General features: G+C 65.2%; 18 protein-coding genes. 7 read left to right on the top strand and 11 right to left on the bottom strand.

Annotation, left to right across the window (positions count from 1 at the left end; translation table 11 throughout):
- Window positions 1-433: 433 nt before the first annotated feature.
- Window positions 434-994, bottom strand: a complete 561-nt coding sequence (locus H8B02_RS20810; protein ID WP_229167944.1) for a GNAT family N-acetyltransferase — start codon at window positions 992-994, stop codon at window positions 434-436.
- An 18-nt stretch (window positions 995-1012) separates the two neighbouring features.
- Entirely contained in the window at window positions 1013-3370 is a 2358-nt protein-coding gene (locus H8B02_RS20815) for an Orn/Lys/Arg family decarboxylase (protein WP_229167945.1), read from the bottom strand.
- Between the two features lie 148 nt (window positions 3371-3518).
- On the opposite strand from H8B02_RS20815, the gene H8B02_RS20820 reads away from it, so the two are divergent.
- Window positions 3519-4688: an acyl-CoA dehydrogenase family protein gene (locus H8B02_RS20820; protein ID WP_229167946.1), complete on the top strand. Its 1170-nt coding sequence runs from the start codon at window positions 3519-3521 to the stop codon at window positions 4686-4688.
- Window positions 4689-4728: 40 nt separating this feature from the next.
- Here H8B02_RS20820 and H8B02_RS20825 read toward each other — a convergent pair whose 3' ends face one another.
- Window positions 4729-5151, bottom strand: a complete 423-nt coding sequence (locus tag H8B02_RS20825; protein WP_229167947.1) for a cupin domain-containing protein — start codon at window positions 5149-5151, stop codon at window positions 4729-4731.
- 147 nt (window positions 5152-5298) lie between these two features.
- A complete protein-coding gene (locus H8B02_RS20830; protein ID WP_229167948.1) occupies window positions 5299-5916 on the bottom strand; it encodes a tetratricopeptide repeat protein in 618 nt (205 codons plus the stop codon).
- On the opposite strand from H8B02_RS20830, the gene H8B02_RS20835 reads away from it, so the two are divergent.
- Window positions 5915-6181 (top strand): hypothetical protein, encoded by a 267-nt coding sequence (locus H8B02_RS20835; protein WP_229167949.1) that lies wholly within the window; start codon window positions 5915-5917, stop codon window positions 6179-6181. The two genes, H8B02_RS20830 and H8B02_RS20835, sit on opposite strands and share 2 nt — an antisense overlap.
- On the top strand, window positions 6171-6557 hold the full coding sequence (locus H8B02_RS20840; protein ID WP_229167950.1) for an ester cyclase: 387 nt from the start codon (window positions 6171-6173) through the stop codon (window positions 6555-6557). The genes H8B02_RS20835 and H8B02_RS20840 overlap by 11 nt, the downstream gene beginning before the upstream one ends.
- A gap of 76 nt (window positions 6558-6633) precedes the next feature.
- On the opposite strand, the gene H8B02_RS20845 is transcribed toward H8B02_RS20840, so the two are convergent.
- The 3 genes from H8B02_RS20845 to H8B02_RS20855 form a co-directional block, all read right to left on the bottom strand.
- Window positions 6634-6786 carry a hypothetical protein gene (locus H8B02_RS20845; protein ID WP_229167951.1) on the bottom strand — a complete coding sequence of 51 codons (153 nt, stop codon included), beginning with the start codon at window positions 6784-6786 and terminating at the stop codon, window positions 6634-6636.
- A 33-nt stretch (window positions 6787-6819) separates the two neighbouring features.
- Window positions 6820-8553: an adenylate/guanylate cyclase domain-containing protein gene (locus tag H8B02_RS20850; RefSeq protein WP_229167952.1), complete on the bottom strand. Its 1734-nt coding sequence runs from the start codon at window positions 8551-8553 to the stop codon at window positions 6820-6822.
- Window positions 8554-8688: 135 nt separating this feature from the next.
- Window positions 8689-9243, bottom strand: coding sequence for a PAS domain-containing protein (locus H8B02_RS20855; RefSeq protein ID WP_229167953.1), 555 nt, complete (start codon window positions 9241-9243; stop codon window positions 8689-8691).
- Window positions 9244-9746: 503 nt separating this feature from the next.
- Here H8B02_RS20855 and H8B02_RS20860 point away from each other — a divergent pair.
- Both H8B02_RS20860 and H8B02_RS20865 read left to right on the top strand, forming a co-directional pair.
- On the top strand, window positions 9747-10544 hold the full coding sequence (locus H8B02_RS20860) for a rhomboid family intramembrane serine protease (protein ID WP_229167954.1): 798 nt from the start codon (window positions 9747-9749) through the stop codon (window positions 10542-10544).
- Window positions 10545-10733: 189 nt separating this feature from the next.
- On the top strand, window positions 10734-11162 hold the full coding sequence (locus tag H8B02_RS20865; protein ID WP_092115142.1) for a CBS domain-containing protein: 429 nt from the start codon (window positions 10734-10736) through the stop codon (window positions 11160-11162).
- A 3-nt stretch (window positions 11163-11165) separates the two neighbouring features.
- Here the strand turns inward: H8B02_RS20865 and H8B02_RS20870 are convergent, their stop codons facing one another.
- Entirely contained in the window at window positions 11166-12197 is a 1032-nt protein-coding gene (locus tag H8B02_RS20870) for a patatin-like phospholipase family protein (protein WP_229167955.1), read from the bottom strand.
- 271 nt (window positions 12198-12468) lie between these two features.
- Here H8B02_RS20870 and H8B02_RS20875 point away from each other — a divergent pair, with 271 nt between their 5' ends.
- Window positions 12469-13539: an RgsD C-terminal domain-containing protein gene (locus H8B02_RS20875; protein WP_229167956.1), complete on the top strand. Its 1071-nt coding sequence runs from the start codon at window positions 12469-12471 to the stop codon at window positions 13537-13539.
- 182 nt (window positions 13540-13721) lie between these two features.
- Here the strand turns inward: H8B02_RS20875 and H8B02_RS20880 are convergent, their stop codons facing one another.
- On the bottom strand, window positions 13722-13859 hold the full coding sequence (locus H8B02_RS20880; RefSeq protein WP_229167971.1) for a hypothetical protein: 138 nt from the start codon (window positions 13857-13859) through the stop codon (window positions 13722-13724).
- A gap of 13 nt (window positions 13860-13872) precedes the next feature.
- Between H8B02_RS20880 and H8B02_RS20885 the strand changes: the two genes are divergently transcribed.
- On the top strand, window positions 13873-16317 hold the full coding sequence (locus H8B02_RS20885; RefSeq protein ID WP_376711692.1) for a putative bifunctional diguanylate cyclase/phosphodiesterase: 2445 nt from the start codon (window positions 13873-13875) through the stop codon (window positions 16315-16317).
- A 108-nt stretch (window positions 16318-16425) separates the two neighbouring features.
- Here the strand turns inward: H8B02_RS20885 and H8B02_RS20890 are convergent, their stop codons facing one another.
- Together H8B02_RS20890 and thrS are read right to left on the bottom strand one after the other, a co-directional pair.
- The gene (locus H8B02_RS20890) at window positions 16426-16989 is read right to left on the bottom strand and encodes a nitroreductase family protein (RefSeq protein WP_229167958.1); all 564 of its coding nucleotides are present in this window, start codon (window positions 16987-16989) and stop codon (window positions 16426-16428) included.
- A gap of 84 nt (window positions 16990-17073) precedes the next feature.
- A complete protein-coding gene (thrS, locus tag H8B02_RS20895; protein WP_229167959.1) occupies window positions 17074-19122 on the bottom strand; it encodes a threonine--tRNA ligase in 2049 nt (682 codons plus the stop codon).
- Between the last annotated feature and the right edge of the window lie 201 nt (window positions 19123-19323).

Consider the following 19323-nt stretch of genomic DNA (forward strand, 5'->3'; position numbering starts at 1 on the left):
TTTCCGCGCGGAAGAAAGTGATGGGTTTCGCTGCGCTCTACCCATCCTACGGATTGCCGGCCACGCCTGTCATCGCCCGGCTCGCCGCCTCCGCTAAAGCTTCGGCGCGCCTATGACTCGTAGCCTCGTCGGAGCCTTGGCGGAGACGGGACCGGGCGATCCAGTACGCCGCGGCCTCTCGGCTCAAGACGCGCCTCTCTGGAATACTGGATCACCCGCGCATGCATGCGCGGGTGATGACACCGCGTGGGGTGACGCCTTGAATCGAGAACCATCCTCATCGTCGTCCTGGCGAAAGCCAGGACCCATTATCCCAAATCTAAATTGTTGTGCGATGCTGGGGCCGCTGTCCCGTTCATCACCGAATGCGGTGGTTATGGGTCCTGGCTTTCGCCAGGACGAATGGCAGGGAGCCGCGCATCCCCATCACCCATCACCGCCGCGACAGCGGCGCGGGTGGCGGCGGGGCGGTCGAGCCGGCGGCGAGCGAGCGCTGCACCATCACGGTGTCGGACCAGCGGCCGTAGCGATAGGCGACACCGGGCAGATGGCCGACGCGGGCAAAGCCGAAGCGGTCGTGCAGCGCCAGCGACGCGGCGTTGTCGCTGTCGATGTAGCCGATCATCTGGCGGAAGCCGGCCGCAGCACAAGCGTCGACCAGTTCCTGCAACAGCCGGCCGCCGACGCCCTTGCCGGTGAAGCCGTGGTGAATGTAGATCGAGTGCTTCACCGTGTAGCGATAGGCCGGACGCTTGCGGAACTGGACCACATAGGCGTAGCCGACCACCTCGCCGTCGCACAGCGCGACCAGATGCGGCAGGCGGGTGTTGCGCAGATTCTTGCGGCGGTCGCGCAGATCATCGGGCTCCGGCGTGCCGGAATCGTCGACGCTCTCCTCGATGCCGTGGCGGATGTGATAGCGGTAGATCGACAGCATCGCATCGACGTCGCTGTCGCGTGAGGGTCGGACGGTGATCTTGTGATCATTCTCCATTGTGTTGCGTCCGCTCGCCTATTCGGACACGACATAGGTGTAGAAGCGGACCCGGCCCGCGTCGTCGATCTCCTTGTAGATGCCCTGGACCTCGACCTCGAAGCCCGGGAACGCATTGAAGCTCGCCTCGAACATCCGCAAGTAATCGATCATCGGCTTGCTGCGTTCCGACAGCCGTTCGCCGGGCACGATGGTGGCGATGCCGGGCGGGTAGACCACGAACGGCGTCGCGGCGATGCGGCCGAAGATCTGGTCGATCGGCAAATAGTCGACGTCGTTGCGGATCAGATATTGCGCCGCCTGGCGCGGCGACATCGCGATCTCAGGGAGATGCTCGGGCAGGAATTGCTTGGCCTGCAGCGTGCTGACGCCGCCGTCGCGGAAGAAGCGGTGCATGTCGCCGCAGAGGTCGCGCAGCCGCACCCCGGTGTAGCGTTGCGGGCGGCGGCGGAAGAATTCGGGGATGACGTCCTCGACCAGCGCGTTGTCGTCGTGCAGCTTCTTGAAGGCGACGAGCCCGGACACCAGCGTGCCGGCCTTGCTGGCCTCGACGCCGGGTGTCAGCAGGAAGAGCAGGGAGTTAAGGTCGTTCTTCTCGGCGACGATCTGGTTCTCGCGCAGATATTGCGCGACGACCGGCGCGGGGATGCCGTGGTCGGCATAGGCGCCGGTGGCGTGATCGAACCCCGGCGTCAGCAATGTGAGCTTGTTCGGGTCGGTCATGGCAAAGCCCGCGGTCAGCTCGGGGAAGCCGTGCCAGGATTCACCCGGGCTGAGCTGCCAGTAGGACGGATTGGTCGCGAGCTGATCGGTCGAGATCGTCTCCCAGGCGACATTGTGCACGCCGTTCTCGCGCGCGACGTCGGGGATCATCACGCGGTCCGGCACGAACGGCTCGAAGAACCAGCGCCGTTCCGCGCGCGTCTCCTTCTCCTCGAACTCGCGCTTCACCGCGCGGATCTTCTTGCGCAGCTCGATGCCGAGCCGGATCGTGTCGTCCCAAAGCACTTCGCCGGAGCGGCCCTTCATCATCTGCGCGCCGACGTCGAGCGAGGCGAAGATCGGATAGAACGGCGAGGTCGAGGCGTGCTGCATGAAGCTTTCGTTGAAGCGGCGGTGCTCGACCCGGCGCTTCTGGCCCTTGATGTGGCGGTCGCGGATGTGGATCTGCGAGGCCTGCGAGAAGCTCGCGAGCTGCTTGTGGGTCGATTGGGTGGCGATGATGCCCGGCGCCTCGGGGCCGAGATTGGCGAGCCCCATCGCGAAACGGCCGGAATAGATCGGGTGGAATTTCATGAAGCCGGCCCAGGCCTCGTCGAACAGGATGTAGTCGCAGAGATGGCCGATCCGCTTGAGGATCATCTCGGCGGAGTGGATGGTGCCGTCATAGGTGCACTGCTCGACCACGGCGACGCGGAACGGACGCTCCTTCTTCCAGGCGTTCTCGTCCTTGACCAGCGGGTGCTTGCGGATCTGGTCGCGCAGCGCGCCCTCGTCGAGCAGGTCCCAGCGCATCGGGCCGATCAGGCCCCAGGCGTTGCGCACCGTCGGCACATAGACCGGGATGCCGCCGCCGATCAGGAGCGCGCCGTGGTGCGCGGCCTTGTGGTTGTTGCGGTCGAACAGCACGAGGTCGCCGTCGGTGACCAGCGAGCCGAGCGCGACCTTGTTGGATGTCGAGGTGCCGTTGAGCACGAAATAGGTCTTCTCGGCGCCGAAGATCTTGGCGGCTTCCTTTTGCGCCCGCAGCGCCGGCCCCTCATGGGTGAGAAGGTCGCCGAGATCGAGCACGGAATTGTCGAGGTCGTCGCGGAACACGGCCTCGCCGAGATGCTCGACGAACACCCGGCCGATCGGGCTGCGGCTGTAGAACACGCCGCCATTGTGGCCCGGGCAGGTCCAGAGCTGGTTGCCTTCCTCGGCATAGTCGACCAGCGCTCCGAAGAACGGGGTCTTCAGGTTCTCGGCATATTGCTTCAGCCTGGAGATCAGGTTCTTGGCGATAAAGGGCGGGGTTTCCTCGGACAGGAACACGTAGCCGTCGATGAAATCGAGCACCTCGACCGGCAGGTCTTCGAACCGCTTGCGGCGGATCAGCAGGAGGATCGGGAAGTCGAGGCCGCGCCGCCGCATCAGATTGATCAGTGCCGCGGTCTTGCCCTCGAGGCCCTTCTTGCCCCAGTCGACCACCATGCAGCCGATCGCCGCATCGGTCTGCACCGCGATCTCGGCATCTTCCAGCTTGCGGGCGCGGACCACCTCGAAGCCGGAGCGCTCGATTTCGGCGATGATCTGGTTGAAGCGGATGCCTTCGAGGTCGTCGGCCTCGAAAACCGGCGCCGCGAACAGGAAGTTGAAGCGTTTGAAATAGTCCATGTATGTCCCCGAAACTGATCCGCTGAACCTGTCTGCACAATTCATGACAAAGAGATGACGGTCCCTCTGCGACGCCAGGTGCCATCGCCAAATCCGCGTCGCCGCGCTGAACTCCCGATATTGCCAGCTTTCGCAAAAGGAAGGCGTCATGCCCCAACCGTCAAAAGATCCTGCCATATCCAGCGTTGCGGAGCATTTGGCCGCGCTCGAGCGGCTTGCCCCGCTGATTGCCGAGCAACGGGCGGATTTCGACCGGGAGCGCCGGCTTCCCGACGCCGTGGTCCGCGCCCTGGCCGAGGCCGGAATGTTTCGGCTGTATTTGCCGAAAGCGCTGGGCGGGCCGGAATTCTCGCCGCTCGACTTCATGACGATCGTCGAGGCGGCCGCCGCGCTCGACGGCTCGGTCGGCTGGCTGGTCGGTAATGGCGGCGGCATGAGCCGGGCCGGCGGCTATCTGCCGGAGGAGGTGGTGCGGGGCTGGTTCGCCGATCCGCTGGCGTTCATCGCGAGCGCCACCGGGGCGATCGGGACGGCGGTCGAGGTCGAGGGCGGCTATCGCGTCAGCGGACGCTGGCCGTTCGGCAGCGGCGCGCCCCACGCGACCAGGTTCATGGGGCTGGCGAGCGCCAAGGGGCCCGACGGCAAGGACAGCCCGCCGATCTGCTGTTACGTCGATCGCGCCGACGTCCGCCTCCATGACACCTGGTTCGTGTCCGGACTGCGCGCCACCGGGAGCTGCGACTTCGAGATGCAGGACTGCTTCGTGCCTGACGGCCACACCCATCCGCTGGTCGACTTCAAGCCGACCCAGCCGGGTATCCCGTACCGCCTGCCGGGTCTGGCGGCGTTTTCCTGGACGGTCTCGGTCGTGCCGCTCGGGATCGCGCGCGGCGCGCTCGACGCCTTCATCGCGCTCGCGGGCAAGAAGCCGCGGCTCGGTGGCGTCGGCCAGCTGCGCGACGGCGAACTGGTCCAGTCGATGGTCGGCCGAGCCGAAACGGCGCTGCGGTCGGCGCGGGCGCTGCTGGTCGAGGACATGACGGAGCTGATGGCGGCGAGCGAGGCCGGAGGCGAGCGCCTGATCGAAGCGCGGCTGCTGCACCGGATCGCCTGCGCCAACGCTGGCGAAACCGCCGCGCGCGTTGTCGAGATGATCGCGGCGTCCGCCGGCACGGCCGCGATCTTCGAGACCGGCACGCTGGAACGTTCGATCCGCGACGTCCAGGCCGCGATCAAGCATGTCGCGATGACCCCGATCAGCTACGGGCTGGTTGGCCGCGTAAAGCTCGGCCTGCCGCTCGGCACGACGCGGTTTTGAGCAGGGCCCGCCGGCGGTGCAGGTTTCTTGCGTCGAGCGGTCAGGAGGGGACCGGCACCAGGCCGTAGCGCAACATCGTCTCTTTCATCCTGGCTGGATCGGGGGCACCCCCCGCCATCAGGGCCGCCATGTCCTTGAAATATTGCGGTCCGAGCGCGCCGGGGCTGAGGAGGCAGAGGCAGGTCGCCGGACCGTTCGAGCGGTTGGTGAAGCCGTGCACGACACCGCGCTTGATGAACACCGACTCGCCGGGCCCGATGTCGATCTCGTTGCCATCGACCCGCCAGGTCGAGACGCCCGAAAGCCCGTAGATCGTCTCGTCCCAGCTCTCGTGATAGTGCGGAATCGGCATCCGGGCATTCGGTTGCAGCGTCATCTCGAACAGATCGACGCTGCCGCCGGTGGTCTCCTTGCTCTGCAGGAATTTGAGCCGCAACGTACCGAAATCAATCAGGTCGGGCATGACGGACTCGCAAATGGTTCGGGTGCCCACGATAGCGGACGGCGCCGAAGGAAGCCAACGGCGCGTGCAGCCTGGACGCGCGAAGCGATGTCCGGGCCGGATCGAGTGATCCCGCATTCCGCGCATGCCGGCTCCGCGCCGGTGCGCTCAGTAGACGAGGTTCGTACCCGGCGGCTTCTCCAGTGCCGCCGCCAGCGTGCGATACTCCTCGCAGTCGGTGCCGCAGATCTCGGCGATCCGCTGCAGATGATACTGCGCCTGGTCGCGGTTGCCCTGTTCGATCTGCCACAGACCGTAGTAGTTCCACGTCAGCACGTGGTTCGGATCGGCCTTCAGCGCGCGCTCGTACCAGACCTGCGACTGCTTGTAGTCGCCGAGCTTGCGATAGGAGTAGCCGATCAGGTTCGCGACGTTCGGATGATCATCGCGGCCGAGCGCGTGCAGCTGATCGATCGCGGCGGCGTAGTCGTTGCGTTCGTAGATCGTCGCATAGGCCGCGCGATAGCCGTCGCGGAATGCCGGATCATCGAAGCCGGATTGCTTGATCGGCTTCTTGACCCTGTGCGTGGTCTTTCTGTCCTTCTGCTGGGGATACGCCGGCGCAGGTGTGCTGTAGCTCGAACCGTAGAGGTCTCCGCCGCCTGCTCCTCCGCCACCGCCACCACCACCTCCGCCGGCGGCGAGGGCAGTCTGCTGTGGGAACAGGATGATCGGCGCTGTCAGAAATGCCGCAAGCGTTGCGAGTTTCATCGGTGACTTGATCATGCGCATCTCCCGATTTGATGTGGGCATTCGTTGGCCTGAAGGACTAACTCCCGATCGCGCGAGACATTCCGCGCGTTCTGAAAAATTGTTTGCCGATGCGGCAATCGCACTGTCTCTTCAGGACGTCGCGCTCGCACGCACACCGAATGTTTTGTTCGCACCATCGAACGGCGGAGCCGAAACTAACACCGGTGTCAGAATCGCATTCAACTCTTCAGTGCCTATCTGGCGCGCAGCGACAAGGACGATCGACGATGAAATCTGACCTCGCCGAGATCTACCGGAGCTACATTGCCTGTTTAAACCGGCAGGACTGGTCGCAGCTTGGCCAATTTGTCGGCGACGACGTGTCCCACAACGGCCGGCGGCTCGGGGTGTCAGGCTATCGCGCGATGCTGGAGCAGGATTTCCGGGATATCCCGGACCTTCGCTTTGACGTCGTGCTGTTGATTGCGGATGCGTCCCGTGTCGCGAGCCGGCTGGCGTTCGACTGTTCGCCGAAGGGACGGTTTCTCGGCCTCGACGTCGACGGCAGGCGCGTTACGTTCACGGAAAACGTGTTCTACGAATTCCGTGACGGCAAGATCGCGGAGGTCTGGTCGGTGATCGACAAGGTCGCGATCGAGGCGCAACTGGTGTGAGCATGGCGCTGCGAGCTGCGCTGATCCAGAGGTCAGCGACCATGATCACGTTTCTCAACATAGCGGTACAGCGTGATCACAACGATGGCCGGTAGCCCCAGAACAGAGCCACTAGGCTACCGACGAAACCAAAGGAGTTCGCATCCTTGCCTCCGCCGAGAAGCAATTTAACCACCACGACCGATACCGCGACTATTGCAACAAGCTTGGCAAATGACTTCGCGTTCACGGTGGTGTTGTCCTTGAGGTCGGAGATCGCTCGCTATTTCTGCTCCAGGTGCCAGGCGCCGTCCCAATCCGTCGCCGGCGGATTTTGCCTGAACGCTGCGACGCGCGCCTTCATGGCGATCGACGGTCCGTCGCCCGGCGCCGCAGCCAGCGCCGCAGTGAAAGCTTGCTCGGCGTCGTCCCAGCGGCGGTCGCGATAGGCGGCGAGACCATCGGCGTAGCGCTGCCGCAACTCGGTCTGCGCCGGCGTCAGTTGATCCTTCTTGCCGAGGATCTCGAACACGGCGACCGGCTGGGTCTGGCCGACGGCGACGAGGCGGTCGATCTCGCGCAGCTCGATGGTCGCGGCGCAGGCGCTCGCGGTGGCTTCCGAGATCAGGCTGCGGCTGCCGTAGAACTTGTTGGCGCCTTCCAGCCGCGAGGCGAGATTCACGGTGTCGCCGAGCACGGTGTAGCTCATCATGAATTCGGAGCCGATGCTGCCGACCAGCACTTCACCGGTGGCGATCCCGATCCGGATGTCGCAATCGGCCGGGATTGCGCGTACGCCGAGCAGTTCCGGCAGATCCTTGCGCAGCTGGCTGACCTGGCCGATCATGTCGATGGCGGCAAGCGCCGCCAGGTGGGTCTGCTCGGCCTCCTCGACGAAGGGCGCGCCCCAATAGGCCATGATGGCGTCGCCGATATATTTGTCGATGATGCCGCGATGCGCGTGGACCGGCGCGGACATCGTCGACAGATAGAGGTTCATGATCTTGACGAGGCCGCTCGGCGTCACGCCTTCGCTCAAGCTGGTGAAGCCCTTCATGTCGCAGAACATCACCGTCATGACGCGGCGTTGTCCTTCGGTGGCGGCGATCGCCGGCTGTTCGAGCAGGCCCTCAGCGATCCGCGGATTGATGTAGCGGCCGAAGGTCTCTCGAATGCGCTGGTTGTGGCGCAGCGTCTCGATCATGCGGTTGAAGGCGGCCGAGAGCTGGCCGATCTCGTCCTGGGTCGTGATGGCGATGGTGCCATCGAGGCGGCCCGCCTCGACCTCGCGGGTGCCTTCCAGCAGCTGCATCACCGGGCGCGTGATGCCGCTGCCGACCAGCATCGCGAACACGAAGCCGAGGATCGCGGCAATCGCAGTCACGACACCGGAGATGATGATCGCCCGCTGCTGGGCACCCATCACCTTCGCTGCGGCCGACGCGACCTGCGCCAGCATGTCGCCGCGGATACTCTCGATCCTGTTGTTGAAATCGTCGCGCAGTGCGTCGGCGCGGAGCGTGGTCGCCTTCGCAGCTGCAAAGTCCTTCGCGTCGAGCTGGTCGAGCAGCGTCTTGTTCTCAGCGTTCAGGCGCATCAGGAGGTCGTTGACCGCATTGTCGATGCGATCGTCGAGGCGGCCGAGGGCGGCATTATCGGATGGCGTCGACGGATCGGCGATGATTGCATCGATCAGTGCGCGCGCGGCATCGGCCTCGCGCTTGATCGCCGGCTCGATCTCGTCGAAGGTCTTGCGCGCCGCCGCGTAGCCGCCGTCTTCGCCCGGCGCCTGCATCTTCGCCATCATCATCCGGCGCATCGCCAGGGATCGCTCCAGCGAGCGGATGTTGACGCGAGCGAGATGACCGTAGGCGGGGATGTAGCGGCTGGTGAGCTCATCCAGGAGATGACCGACCTGGCCCGCCATCACCATCGAGAGCAGCGAGGTGATCACCGCGAGGACGATGAGTCCCGCGGCGATGCCGACGATCTTCTGCCTGATCGAATTGCGAAACATGCCCAGCCCGGCCGCAGCTGCAAGAAGCGGATCACCCCCGCCATGGCGGCGAACCAGCTAATAGAGTTCCGCGGCCCGCGGTGCAAGCGACCGGCGTGGCCGGTCTCGCCGCCGGACGAGGGTAGGCGTCAGAGGTTAGCGCAGCCCTTCGTAGACCATGAGGCCGCGCGCGATCGCGAGCTTCCGCAGGGTCCGCGGCACCAGCCGCTCCTGGGGATGCAGGTAGCGCCACGAGGTCAGGACGAGGTCGTGCAGCCGGGTGACGTCATCCTCGAACGGGGCGAGCAGGCCGGTCAGGCTCGCCGGCATATGGACGCGGGCGGTGAAGGGCAGCAGCAGCAATTCAAGGTGCGCCTTGGAGCCGGTTTCGGTCGTGGCGGTGACACCGGCGATGGCCGGCAGGGTCTCTTCGACGACGCAGGTGATGATGTCTTCGATCTCGCCGCGGCTTTCGCCGGTGAAAAGGGCGGAAAAGCTACGGTTCTTGAGGTCGCAGCCGAGCAGGGCGGAGGTGCGGGTGCCGGCGACGCGGAACGGAAAGCGGGTCTCGCCGTCATAGGACAGCACGAAGATGTCGGACAGCAGTTCGCGCACCGCGGACGGTTCGAATTCACTCCGGTCGGGTGCACGCGCAGTGCCGCGCTTCGCATTCCAATAGGCGAAGAATTCGCGGCTGGAGCTGTGTTTCATCTAAAGAACCTTGCCCGGCACCTGACTCGGCGGGACACATCTGTCCCGGTTTTGCTCAGGCGCCTTCCCTTCTCTGTTGTGCAGGGAAGGCTGTGCAGCGTCCATGCCGTGGCCGCGGTTTGGGCGGCTTATCGGCAGCTTTGTGTTGTTAACGTAAATTTAACTATGTCCTTGGTGTCGGTGGAACCTCCGCGTAGGGTCCGCGCGTTCCCTTTCGCCGGCTGCCCCAAGCGCCGGCGTGGTTGGTACACAGGTGGCGTCAAACAGTTTGGTCACCGTGCGGGGAGGGGTGGGGATGTTCTCCCGATCCCTCCGGGCACGAGAAGACCAGCCGATCAGGGAGGGCGTTCTCAGCGCCCTCCCTTTTCCTTTGTCCCGATGGCTTTTGTCTTGATCCTGGTGCCGCGCGACACCCTGTGTCCGATTTCGGGATTGTGCACTTGCACAGCGGTATGAAAGCCGCCTATCTGGGATGCACAGCCGCGTGCGAGGTCGCCGACCCCTTGGACTCCCATCCCGAATCCCCGCTCGAGCCGCCGCCGGAGGCGCCGCGCGAGCCGATCCTGACCTTGCCGCCGGCGCTCACCGCCTACATCCTCCTGATCGCGGTGATCCATCTGCGGGTGCTGCTGCCGGCGGAGATGGAAAACTGGACCATCGACGTCTTCGGCTTCATCCCGAAGCGCTACGATTCGACGCTGCTCGACATCACCTTCCCGGGCGGGGACGGCGCCAAGGTCTGGACCTTCGTCACCTATTCGCTGCTGCACGCCAACCTCACCCATATCGGCTTCAATGTGCTGTGGCTGCTGCCGTTCGGCAGCGCGCTGGCGCGGCGCTTCGGCGCGGTGCGGTTTTTTGTCTTCATGGCGGTGACGGCGGCCGCAGGCGCGCTCGCGCATCTGTTGACCCATGAGCACGCCATTGCGCCGATGATCGGCGCGTCAGCCTCGGTATCGGGGACGATGGCGGCGGCGATGCGCTTCGCCTTTGTGAAGGGCAGCTTCCTGTCGTTCAGCCGCGGCGATGCCGACGCGGCCGCCAAGGTGCCCGCGCTGTCGCTATGGCGGGCGCTGCGCAATGGACGGGTGCTTGCGTTCCTGGCGATCTGGTTCGGCGTCAATATCCTGTTCGGCGCCACCTCGCTGTCGCTCGGTGCTGAGGACGCGAGCGTCGCCTGGCAGGCGCATATCGGCGGCTTCCTCGCCGGGCTGTTGCTGTTCTCGCTGTTCGATCCGATTCCGCGTGCGCGAGATGATGCTGCGGATGCGTCGTCGCTGGACCAGTCCGGCCGCGTCTGATCGCCGCTTGCGGCTCGGTTCGAATTCCTCCATCATCTTTGCGACACAGAACAAAGCGGGCCGACACATCGAGCCCAGCTACCGACCGCGCCCCGAAACCGAAATCTGCGCGGAACTGTTGATTGAAGACTCTGGCGAACAGGCTCGACCCCGCTGATGCGGGGAGCGAACGGATTCAGGGAGACGACAATGACGGTACGTTCCATTCTCGATGCAAAGGGCCATCAGGTCATGAGCGTCGCGCCCGGCGCGAAGCTTTCGGCCGCGGTCAAACTGCTCGGTGAGCGCAAGATCGGCGCCGTGCTGGTGATGGAGCAGGGCCGGATGGAAGGCATCCTGTCGGAGCGCGACATCGTGCGCGTGCTCTCAGAGCGCGGCGCGGGCGTGCTGGAGGAACCGGTGAGCGCGGTGATGACCAAGAAGGTCGTGAGTTGCCGCGAGTCCGATACCGTCAGCGGCCTGATGGAGATGATGACCACCGGCAAGTTCCGCCATCTCCCTGTCGTCGAGGACGGCAAGGTGGTCGGGCTGATCTCGATCGGCGACGTCGTCAAGCGCCGCGTGCAGGAATATGAGCACGAGCAGGAAGCGCTGCGCGACTACATCAAGACCGCCTAAGCGCTACTTCCCGGTGGTGCCCGCGCCGTTGGACGGCGGCACCAGGATATCGATGGCTTCCTCGATCGCGCCGATGGCGCGTTCGGCCGCGCGGATGCCGTGTGCGATCAGGTCGTCGGCGCGGTGGAAGTCGAACCAGCCGATCTGGCCGACGCGCGGCGAGATCAGCATGTCGGGCGGATCGCCGGCGAGGCGCGCACGGGTAATGCGGTCCTGCATGATATTGAAGGCGTCGACCATGACGCTCGAGATCCCGGGCCGGCTGGCGCTGCCGAAAAACTCCCGCTTCACGGTTCGTTCGGCGGAGAAGAAGCGGCCGAACCGCCGCTTCGGCGGTTCCGGCTCAGTTTCTGCCTCGGCACTCACCGCGACCGTCACCTCGGGCGCGGCAGACGGTCCGTGATTGTAGATCGTGGTCGAATGCGCGAACACGTCGCTGGAGAGGTTCGCCGCAATGACGACCTCGGCGCCGAGGGCGCGGGCGGCCGAAACCGGCACCGGATTGACCAGCGCGCCGTCGACCAGCCAACGGTCACCGATCAGCACCGGCGCGAAGATGCCGGGCAGGGCGTAGGAGGCGCGCATGGCGTCGACCACGCGGCCCTGGGTCAGCCAGATCTCGTGCCCGGTGCGGACTTCGGTTGCGACGCTGGCGAACTTGACCGCGAGGTCCTCGATCATGACCTGGCCCAGCGCCGCCTCGATCTCGGCGGCGAGCTTGGTGCCGCCGATCAGGCCGGAGCCGTTGAGGCGGATGTCGAGGTAGCCGAGCACGCTGCGTGGCTGCAGGCTGCGGGCCCACTGCTCCAGCTTGTCGATATGGCCGGCCGCATAGGCGCCGCCGACCACGGAGCCGATCGAGGTGCCGACCACGACGTTGGGGACGATGCCATGGGCGAGCAGGGTCTTGATGATGCCGATATGGGCAAAGCCGCGCGCGGCGCCGCCGCCGAGCGCAAGCCCGATCACCGGACGGCGAACCGTTCCCAGTCCGACCTTGTCGGGGCCGTCGGAGCTCTTTTGGCCTCGGCCCATCCAGCTATCCAACACGGCAAATCTCCTGCCAGCGCGAGACTAGGCCGTGCGGCATCGCTGCGCCAGCGTCGTCCGGTTTCATGGTTATTCCCCACAGGCATGATTCATGCCCCGGGTGGACCGCGGTAGGCAGGGAATGTGACTTGACCGCGACGATAGGACTAACATCGGGTTGATCGAGCGGTTCCAAAGGGGGACGGCGCCCCCGGGACTGTGACAAAGCATTGGACGAAGGCTTGAATTTGCCGCGTTTTCGTTGAAAAGCATGGTGATGACTTCGAGGGGCAACGGCATCGGCGGATGCGGGCGGGGCATGCGGCTCCTTCCGCTCTTGACGCTTGCGGCATTTTTGCTGGCCCTGATCCCGACTTCCGTGTCGGCGCAGTTCTTCAGCGACCGGCCACCGCCAATCCCGCCTGCCTCGGTTCCGGACGTACCGTCCGGCCCGGCGCTCAATTTGGCGCCGCCGTCCGGGCCCGGTTCGGGGCCCGTTCTGCCCGGTCCGCTGACCCAGCCGACCATCGTCCAGCCGTCGATCGCGACCGTGCCTCCGGTGACGCCGCCGGCCGGCTCGCCGACCGCCGGGCAGGCGGTGCTGTCGCTGACGGCGCGATACGGCAAGGACCTGCCGGTGATCAATGCCGGGCTGGTGTGGCGGGTATTCGCCGACAAGCCGGATGACAACGGCACCTACAAGCTGATCCGCGAGGAGCGCGGGGCGACGCCCAACGTCGTGCTGCCGCCCGGCAACTATGTCGTCCATGTCGCGCTCGGCCTCGTCAGCGCGGTCCGCGCCGTCAGCCTGAAGTCGGAGACCGACCGCGAGTCCTTCGTGCTGCCGGCCGGGGGCCTGCGGATCGAAGGCCGGGTCGGCTCCAGCAAGATCCCGCCCAACCAGATTTCGTTCGCGATCTACAAGGGCAGCCAGTTCGACGGCTCGGACCGTGGACCGCTGGTGCCCAACGTGTCCGCAGGCGACGTCGCACTGCTGCCGGAGGGCACCTACTACATCGTCTCCAACTACGGTGACGCCAACTCGGTGGTGCGCTCCGACATCCGCGTCGGAGCGGGCAAGCTGACTGATGTCACGGTCACGCATCGCGCGGCCGTCATCACCCTCAAACTGGTCAGCGAGAAGGGCGGCGAGGCGCTCGCCAACACCGCATGGTCGGTGATCACGCCGGGCGGCGACGTGATCAAGGAATCGATCGGCGCGTTCCCGCGCGTCGTGCTCTCCGAAGGCGAGTATCGTGCGATCGCCAAGAACGAGGGCAAGGTGTTCGAGCGTCCCTTCAACGTCGTCAACGGCGTCGACGGCGAAGTCGAGGTCGTGGCGCGCTGACGCCCGGCCGCGCTGCATTCATGCAGCTGTCATAGTCTCTAACGTGAACTAACCATCGCGCCAATTTGAGCTGTCATAATCGCTGGCGGCGGCGCACGGGCTCGCTATTTTTACATGGCGTTAAGCCGCGGCATGACTTGGATGCCACGGGGACTAAAGCGCGCTGAGTTCAAATTGTGTCGTCATCGCGCCTTGGCTTTTTGCTTGAGCATGGTCTTTTCGGAAAGCTGTTTCGCACTTTCCGGATCATGCTCGGCGTTTGCGTGAACGGGGCGTGCCATGATCATGGCCAACAAGAAATCAGCAAAGACTTCGGCCAAGTTCAATTCCGAGATGTTCGCCGACGTTCCGGTTCTGCAACGGAAGTGGCAGGCGGCCGTCCGTCCCGGTGAAGAGCTGCCGCACTATGAAGACGTGATGCTCGGCAGTCTCGGCCGGCTCGCCGATCACATCGTGCTGCTGCGGAACGTCGACGGCGTGCTCAGCGTCTCGCACACCGGCCGCTACGTCCAGACCTGGCTGAACGACGAGCGCTGGGACATTCCACTCAGCGCGTTGCCGCCGGACTGCGCGACGGCATTGGCCGAAGCTGCTTCGAATGCGCGCGAGAACTGCCTGCCTTATCTCGCGTCGGCGCATTGCGTGCGCGACGGTCTGGTGCGGACCTTCGACGTGCTGGCGCTGCCGACGCGATCGCGCTGGGGCGGCATCCTGGTCGGCGTCTATGTCAACGAGCGCAATGCGCAGTACAATCTTCTCGATACGATCTTCTCGGCCACCGACGAAGGCGTGCTGTCGCTCGCCGCGATCCGCGACGCGCGGGGCGAGGCGGCCGACTTCCAGATCGTGCATCTCAACCAGGGCGCCGCAAGGCTCCTGATGCAGCCCGCGACCGAATTGCTGTGGCGTCGGCTCAGCGCCGGCGGCAATCCGCTTGCGGCGCCGGCGGTGATGAACCGCCTGCGCGGATTCGTCGGCAGCGGATTCGTCGGCAACGGTCCTGGCGGCAAGTTCGAGATCGACAGCGGCGATCGCTGCCTGCGCCTCGGCGTCACGGCGTTCGGCGACATGCTGTCGCTGACCGTCTCCGACGTCACCGCGCTGAAGCAGCGCGAGCAGTCGTTCCGTCTGCTGTTCGAGAACAACCCGATGCCGATGTGGGTATTCGACGCCGGCACGATGGAATTCCTCAGCGTCAATGACGCTGCCGTTCAGCACTATGGGTACAGCCGGGAGCGATTTCTCGGCATGACGCTGCGCCAGATCTGGCCGGAGGATGAGTGGGCCATGCACAGCGCCGCCTTGCGCGAGGTCGGCGACGTCTATCAATCGAGCCGCGACTGGCGGCACATCAAGGCTGATGGCACCGAGATCCATGTGCTGACCTTCGGACGCAGGGTGGCGTTCGAGGGCCGCGACGGCTATCTGGTCGCGGTGGTCGACATCACCGAACGCCGTGCCGCCGAAGCGCGGATCGCGCACATGGCGCACCATGACGGTCTGACCAACCTGCCGAACCGCGATTTCTACCAGGAGCGCCTGCGCGAGGCGCTGGAGCGCGGTCGGTCCGGCAATCGGCACGTCGCTGTGATGTGCATCGATCTCGATCTGTTCAAGAACGTCAACGATTCCTTCGGGCATCCGATGGGCGACCGGCTGCTCAAGCTGGTGGCGGAGCGGCTGCGCGAGGTGGTCCGCGACGACAATGTCGCGGCCCGTCTCGGTGGCGACGAGTTCGCGATCGTGCTTGCCGCGGATGTCTCGCCCAACGAAGCGAGCGCTTTCGCCGAGCGGCTGATCGATGCCCTGAGCGCGCCCTACAAGATCGACGGGCTCGAAGTCGTGGTTGGCGCCAGCGTTGGGATCGCGCTGTCGCCGGGCGACGGCACGACGTCGGAGGACCTGATGCGCAATGCCGACATGGCGCTGTATCGCGCCAAGTCCGACGGCGGCGGCGTGCATCATTTCTTCGAGCCGGAGATGGATCAGCAGGCGCAGAAGCGCCGCGACATGGAGCGCGATCTGCGCGCCGCCTTCAGCAACGGCGAATTCGAGCTGCACTACCAGCCGCTGGTCGATATCGCCGCCGACCGCATCAGTGGTTTCGAGTCGCTGCTGCGCTGGCAGCACCCGCAAAAGGGCATGATCTCGCCCGCGGAGTTCATCCCGGTTGCGGAAGACATCGGCCTGATCGTCGCGCTCGGCGAATGGGTGCTGCGCGAAGCCTGCGCCGAGGCGATGAAGTGGCCCGCCGACGTGAAGGTCGCGGTCAATCTGTCGCCGGTGCAGTTCCGCAGCCGCAATCTGGTCCAGGCGGTGATTTCGGCGCTGGCGCATTCCGGCCTGTCGGCGCGGCGGCTCGAGCTCGAGATCACCGAGTCGGTGTTTTTGGCGGAGACCGAGGCCAACCTCGCCATCCTGCATCAGCTGCGCGAGCTCGGCGTCAGCATCTCGATGGACGATTTCGGCACCGGCTATTCCAGCCTGAGCTATCTGCGCAGCTTCCCGTTCGACAAGATCAAGATCGACCGCTCCTTCGTGAAGGACCTCGCGCGGCGCTCCGACTGCCTGGCGATCGTGCGCGCGATCTCGGGCCTCGGCCGCAGCCTCAAGATCACCACGACCGCGGAAGGGGTCGAGACAACAGACCAGCTCGACTGGCTGCGCGCCGAAGGTTGCAACGAGGTCCAGGGGTTCCTGTTCAGCGCGGCGCGGCCCGGATACGAGATCGCGGCCTTGCTGCGCGGCTTTGCGGAGCGCGCGTCGAAGGCGGCGTGACTCTCCACTCGTCATGGCCGGGTTTGACCCGGCCATCCATCATTCTTCGGAAGAGTCTTTCGGTGGATCGATCGCCGGGTCTAGCCCGGCAATGACAGATCTACGGTTTCAGAACCGGGTCACGATATCCGACAGCGCCGGGCGCGGGCGATCCTCGCTTGGCTTGGTCGGCGTCCCGATATGAATCAGGCCGGCGAGCTTCTCGTCCGGCTTCAGGCCGAGGCCGTCGAGCACGTCGCGGTCGAAGGCGAACCAGCCGGTCAGCCAGCAGGCGCCATAGCCGAGCGCGCTCGCGGCGGTGACGATGTTCATGGCGCTCGCGCCGGCCGACAATTCCTGCTCCCAAGGCGGCACCTTCGGGTGCGGCCTGGTAAAGGAGACCACGCCGATCACCAGCGGCGCATCGGTCAGGCGCTTCTTCTCGACCTCGATGTCGGTGGCGGGCGCGCCGGGATTCTTGCGGGCAAACACCTTCGCGATCACGTCGCCGGCGCGGGCGCGGGCCTCACCCTCGAACACGATGAAGCGCCAGGGCGCCAGCTTGCCGTGGTCGGGCACGCGCGCGCCGATGGTCAGGATGGTCTCGAGCTCGGCCGCGGACGGGCCCGGGCCGGTCATCTCGCGCGGTTTCATCGAGCGGCGCGTCTTCAGGAGTTGAATGGCATCGGGCACGGAAATGTCCTTCAAGTGGAGTCGTGCCCCCAAGATGGGGGCACGACCAAGCCGACGAAAGCCAGTTTAGACCGATTGTGAAGATCAGGCGACCGATCGCGCCCGTTTCACGTCCGGCGGTGTCGCTTCATCCAATAGCGCTGCGATCGCCTCATCGGTCGGCATCACGGTCTGCCGCTCGCTGCCGAGGCGGCGGACGGAGACCGAATGCGTCTCGGCTTCCTTCTTGCCGACGACGAGCAGGGCCGGGATCTTGGCCAGCGAGTGCTCGCGGACCTTGTAGTTGATCTTCTCGTTGCGCAGGTCGATCTCGACGCGGAGGCCGGCGCGGCGCGCCGCTGCCGCCACCACCTTGGCGTACTCGTCGCCCTCGGAGGTGATGGTCGTGACCACGAGTTGGGTCGGCGCCAGCCACAGCGGGAAGTTGCCGGCATAGTGCTCGATCAGGATGCCGATGAAGCGCTCCATCGAGCCGCAGATCGCGCGGTGCACCATCACGGGCGCCTTCTTCGAGCCGTCGTGATCGATGTAGAACGCGCCGAAGCGTTCCGGGAGGTTGAAGTCGACCTGGGTCGTGCCGCATTGCCAGTCGCGGCCGATGGCGTCGCGCAGCACGTACTCGAACTTCGGCCCGTAGAACGCACCTTCGCCCGGGTTGATCTCGGTGCGGATCCGGTTGCTGCCCTTGGCCTTGATCTCCGACAGCACGGTCGCCATCACGCGCTCGGCGTGATCCCACATCTCGTCGGTGCCGACCCGCTTTTCGGGCCGCGTGGAGAGCTTGACCGTGAGCTCGCCGTCGAAGCCGAAATCGGCGTAGGTCGACAGGATCAGCTCGTTGATCTTGAGACACTCGTCGGCGAGCTGCTGTTCGGTGCAGAACACATGGGCGTCGTCCTGGGTGAAGCCGCGCACCCGCATCAGGCCGTGCATCGCGCCCGACGGCTCGTAGCGATGCACGACGCCGAACTCGGCGAGCCGCAGCGGCAAGTCGCGGTAGCTCTTCAGCCCGTGCTTGAAGATCTGCACGTGCCCCGGGCAGTTCATCGGCTTCAGCGCGAACCAGCGCTTGTCCTCGGCCTCGTCGCCGGCGGACTGCGCCGCGAACATGTTCTCGCGGTACCAGTCCCAGTGGCCCGAGGTCTCCCACAGCGACTTGTCGAGGATCTGCGGGGCATTGACCTCGCTGTAGTCGCCGAGCAGCCGGCGCCGCATATAGGCGATCAGCTGCTGGAAGATGGTCCAGCCCTTCGGGTGCCAGAACACCACGCCGGGGCCTTCTTCCTGGAAGTGGAACAGGTCGAGCTCGCGGCCAAGCTTGCGGTGGTCGCGCTTCTCGGCTTCCTCGATCTGCTTGAGGTAAGCGTCGAGATCTTCCTGCTTGGCGAATGCCGTGCCGTAGATGCGGGTCAGCATCGGATTGTTGGAATCGCCGCGCCAATAGGCGCCGGCCACCTTCATCAGCTTGAAGGCGTTGCCGATCTTGCCGGTCGACGTCATGTGCGGGCCGCGGCAGAGATCGAACCAGTCGCCCTGGAAATAGATCTTGATCGGCTCGTTACCGGGAATGGCGTCGACCAGCTCGACCTTGAAGGCCTCGCCCTTGTCGCGGAACACCTGCTTGGTCTTCTCGCGATCCCAGACTTCCTTGGTGAACGGCTTGTCGCGCGCGACGATCTCGCGCATCCGCTTCTCGATGGCGGCAAAATCTTCCGGGGTGAACGGCTCGTTGCGGAAGAAGTCGTAATAGAAGCCGTTCTCGATCACCGGGCCGATCGTGACCTGGGTGCCGGGCCACAGCGACTGCACGGCTTCGGCGAGCACGTGCGCGGCATCGTGCCGAATCAGTTCCAGCGCGCGCGGGTCCTCGCGGCTGATCAACTCAATCTTGGCGTCGGCTTCGATCGGATCGTTGAGATCGGCGAGCGTGCCGTCGAGCGCCATCGCGACGGTGCGCTTGGCGAGCGAGGGCGAAATGCCTTTGGCGATGTCGAGGCCGGTCGTCCCTTTCGGGAAATCGCGCCTCGCTCCATCAGGGAAGGTGAGGGCGATCTTGTTCACGGGTTCTGCGGGCTTGAGGTTAGAGAGGCTGTACTGGAATCCGGAACCGGATTTGGGCGGCGTGTCGGACATTGAAGGCTCCTGTAGCTCACTCCTGCGAACGAGCGCAGGTAAGCGGGAAAGCAGCGGTATAGCAGGGGATTTGACGCCTGCAATCCGGCAATATCAAGAAAATGGGCCTCCGGCCGCACCGATTCGAGAGAAGCTCGCCTGCACCTTGCGGCACCAAGCGTTGCGACGCTGCCGATCATCGTCTAACGTCGAATACCCGCC

Source organism: Bradyrhizobium altum, from assembly GCF_020889705.1.
Classification (GTDB): Bacteria; Pseudomonadota; Alphaproteobacteria; order Rhizobiales; family Xanthobacteraceae; genus Bradyrhizobium; species Bradyrhizobium altum.

Bases quoted from the DNA above. Each gene is read 5' to 3' on its own strand.
- H8B02_RS20810 (WP_229167944.1), bottom strand. From the start codon at position 994: ATGGAGAATGATCACAAGATCACCGTCCGACCCTCACGCGACAGCGAC.
- H8B02_RS20815 (WP_229167945.1), bottom strand. From the start codon at position 3,370: ATGGACTATTTCAAACGCTTCAACTTCCTGTTCGCGGCGCCGGTTTTC.
- H8B02_RS20820 (WP_229167946.1), top strand. From the start codon at position 3,519: ATGCCCCAACCGTCAAAAGATCCTGCCATATCCAGCGTTGCGGAGCAT.
- H8B02_RS20825 (WP_229167947.1), bottom strand. From the start codon at position 5,151: ATGCCCGACCTGATTGATTTCGGTACGTTGCGGCTCAAATTCCTGCAG.
- H8B02_RS20835 (WP_229167949.1), top strand. From the start codon at position 5,915: ATGCGCATCTCCCGATTTGATGTGGGCATTCGTTGGCCTGAAGGACTA.
- H8B02_RS20830 (WP_229167948.1), bottom strand. From the start codon at position 5,916: ATGATCAAGTCACCGATGAAACTCGCAACGCTTGCGGCATTTCTGACA.
- H8B02_RS20840 (WP_229167950.1), top strand. From the start codon at position 6,171: ATGAAATCTGACCTCGCCGAGATCTACCGGAGCTACATTGCCTGTTTA.
- H8B02_RS20850 (WP_229167952.1), bottom strand. From the start codon at position 8,553: ATGTTTCGCAATTCGATCAGGCAGAAGATCGTCGGCATCGCCGCGGGA.
- H8B02_RS20855 (WP_229167953.1), bottom strand. From the start codon at position 9,243: ATGAAACACAGCTCCAGCCGCGAATTCTTCGCCTATTGGAATGCGAAG.
- H8B02_RS20865 (WP_092115142.1), top strand. From the start codon at position 10,734: ATGACGGTACGTTCCATTCTCGATGCAAAGGGCCATCAGGTCATGAGC.
- H8B02_RS20870 (WP_229167955.1), bottom strand. From the start codon at position 12,197: ATGGGCCGAGGCCAAAAGAGCTCCGACGGCCCCGACAAGGTCGGACTG.
- H8B02_RS20875 (WP_229167956.1), top strand. From the start codon at position 12,469: ATGACTTCGAGGGGCAACGGCATCGGCGGATGCGGGCGGGGCATGCGG.
- H8B02_RS20885 (WP_376711692.1), top strand. From the start codon at position 13,873: ATGTTCGCCGACGTTCCGGTTCTGCAACGGAAGTGGCAGGCGGCCGTC.
- thrS (WP_229167959.1), bottom strand. From the start codon at position 19,122: ATGTCCGACACGCCGCCCAAATCCGGTTCCGGATTCCAGTACAGCCTC.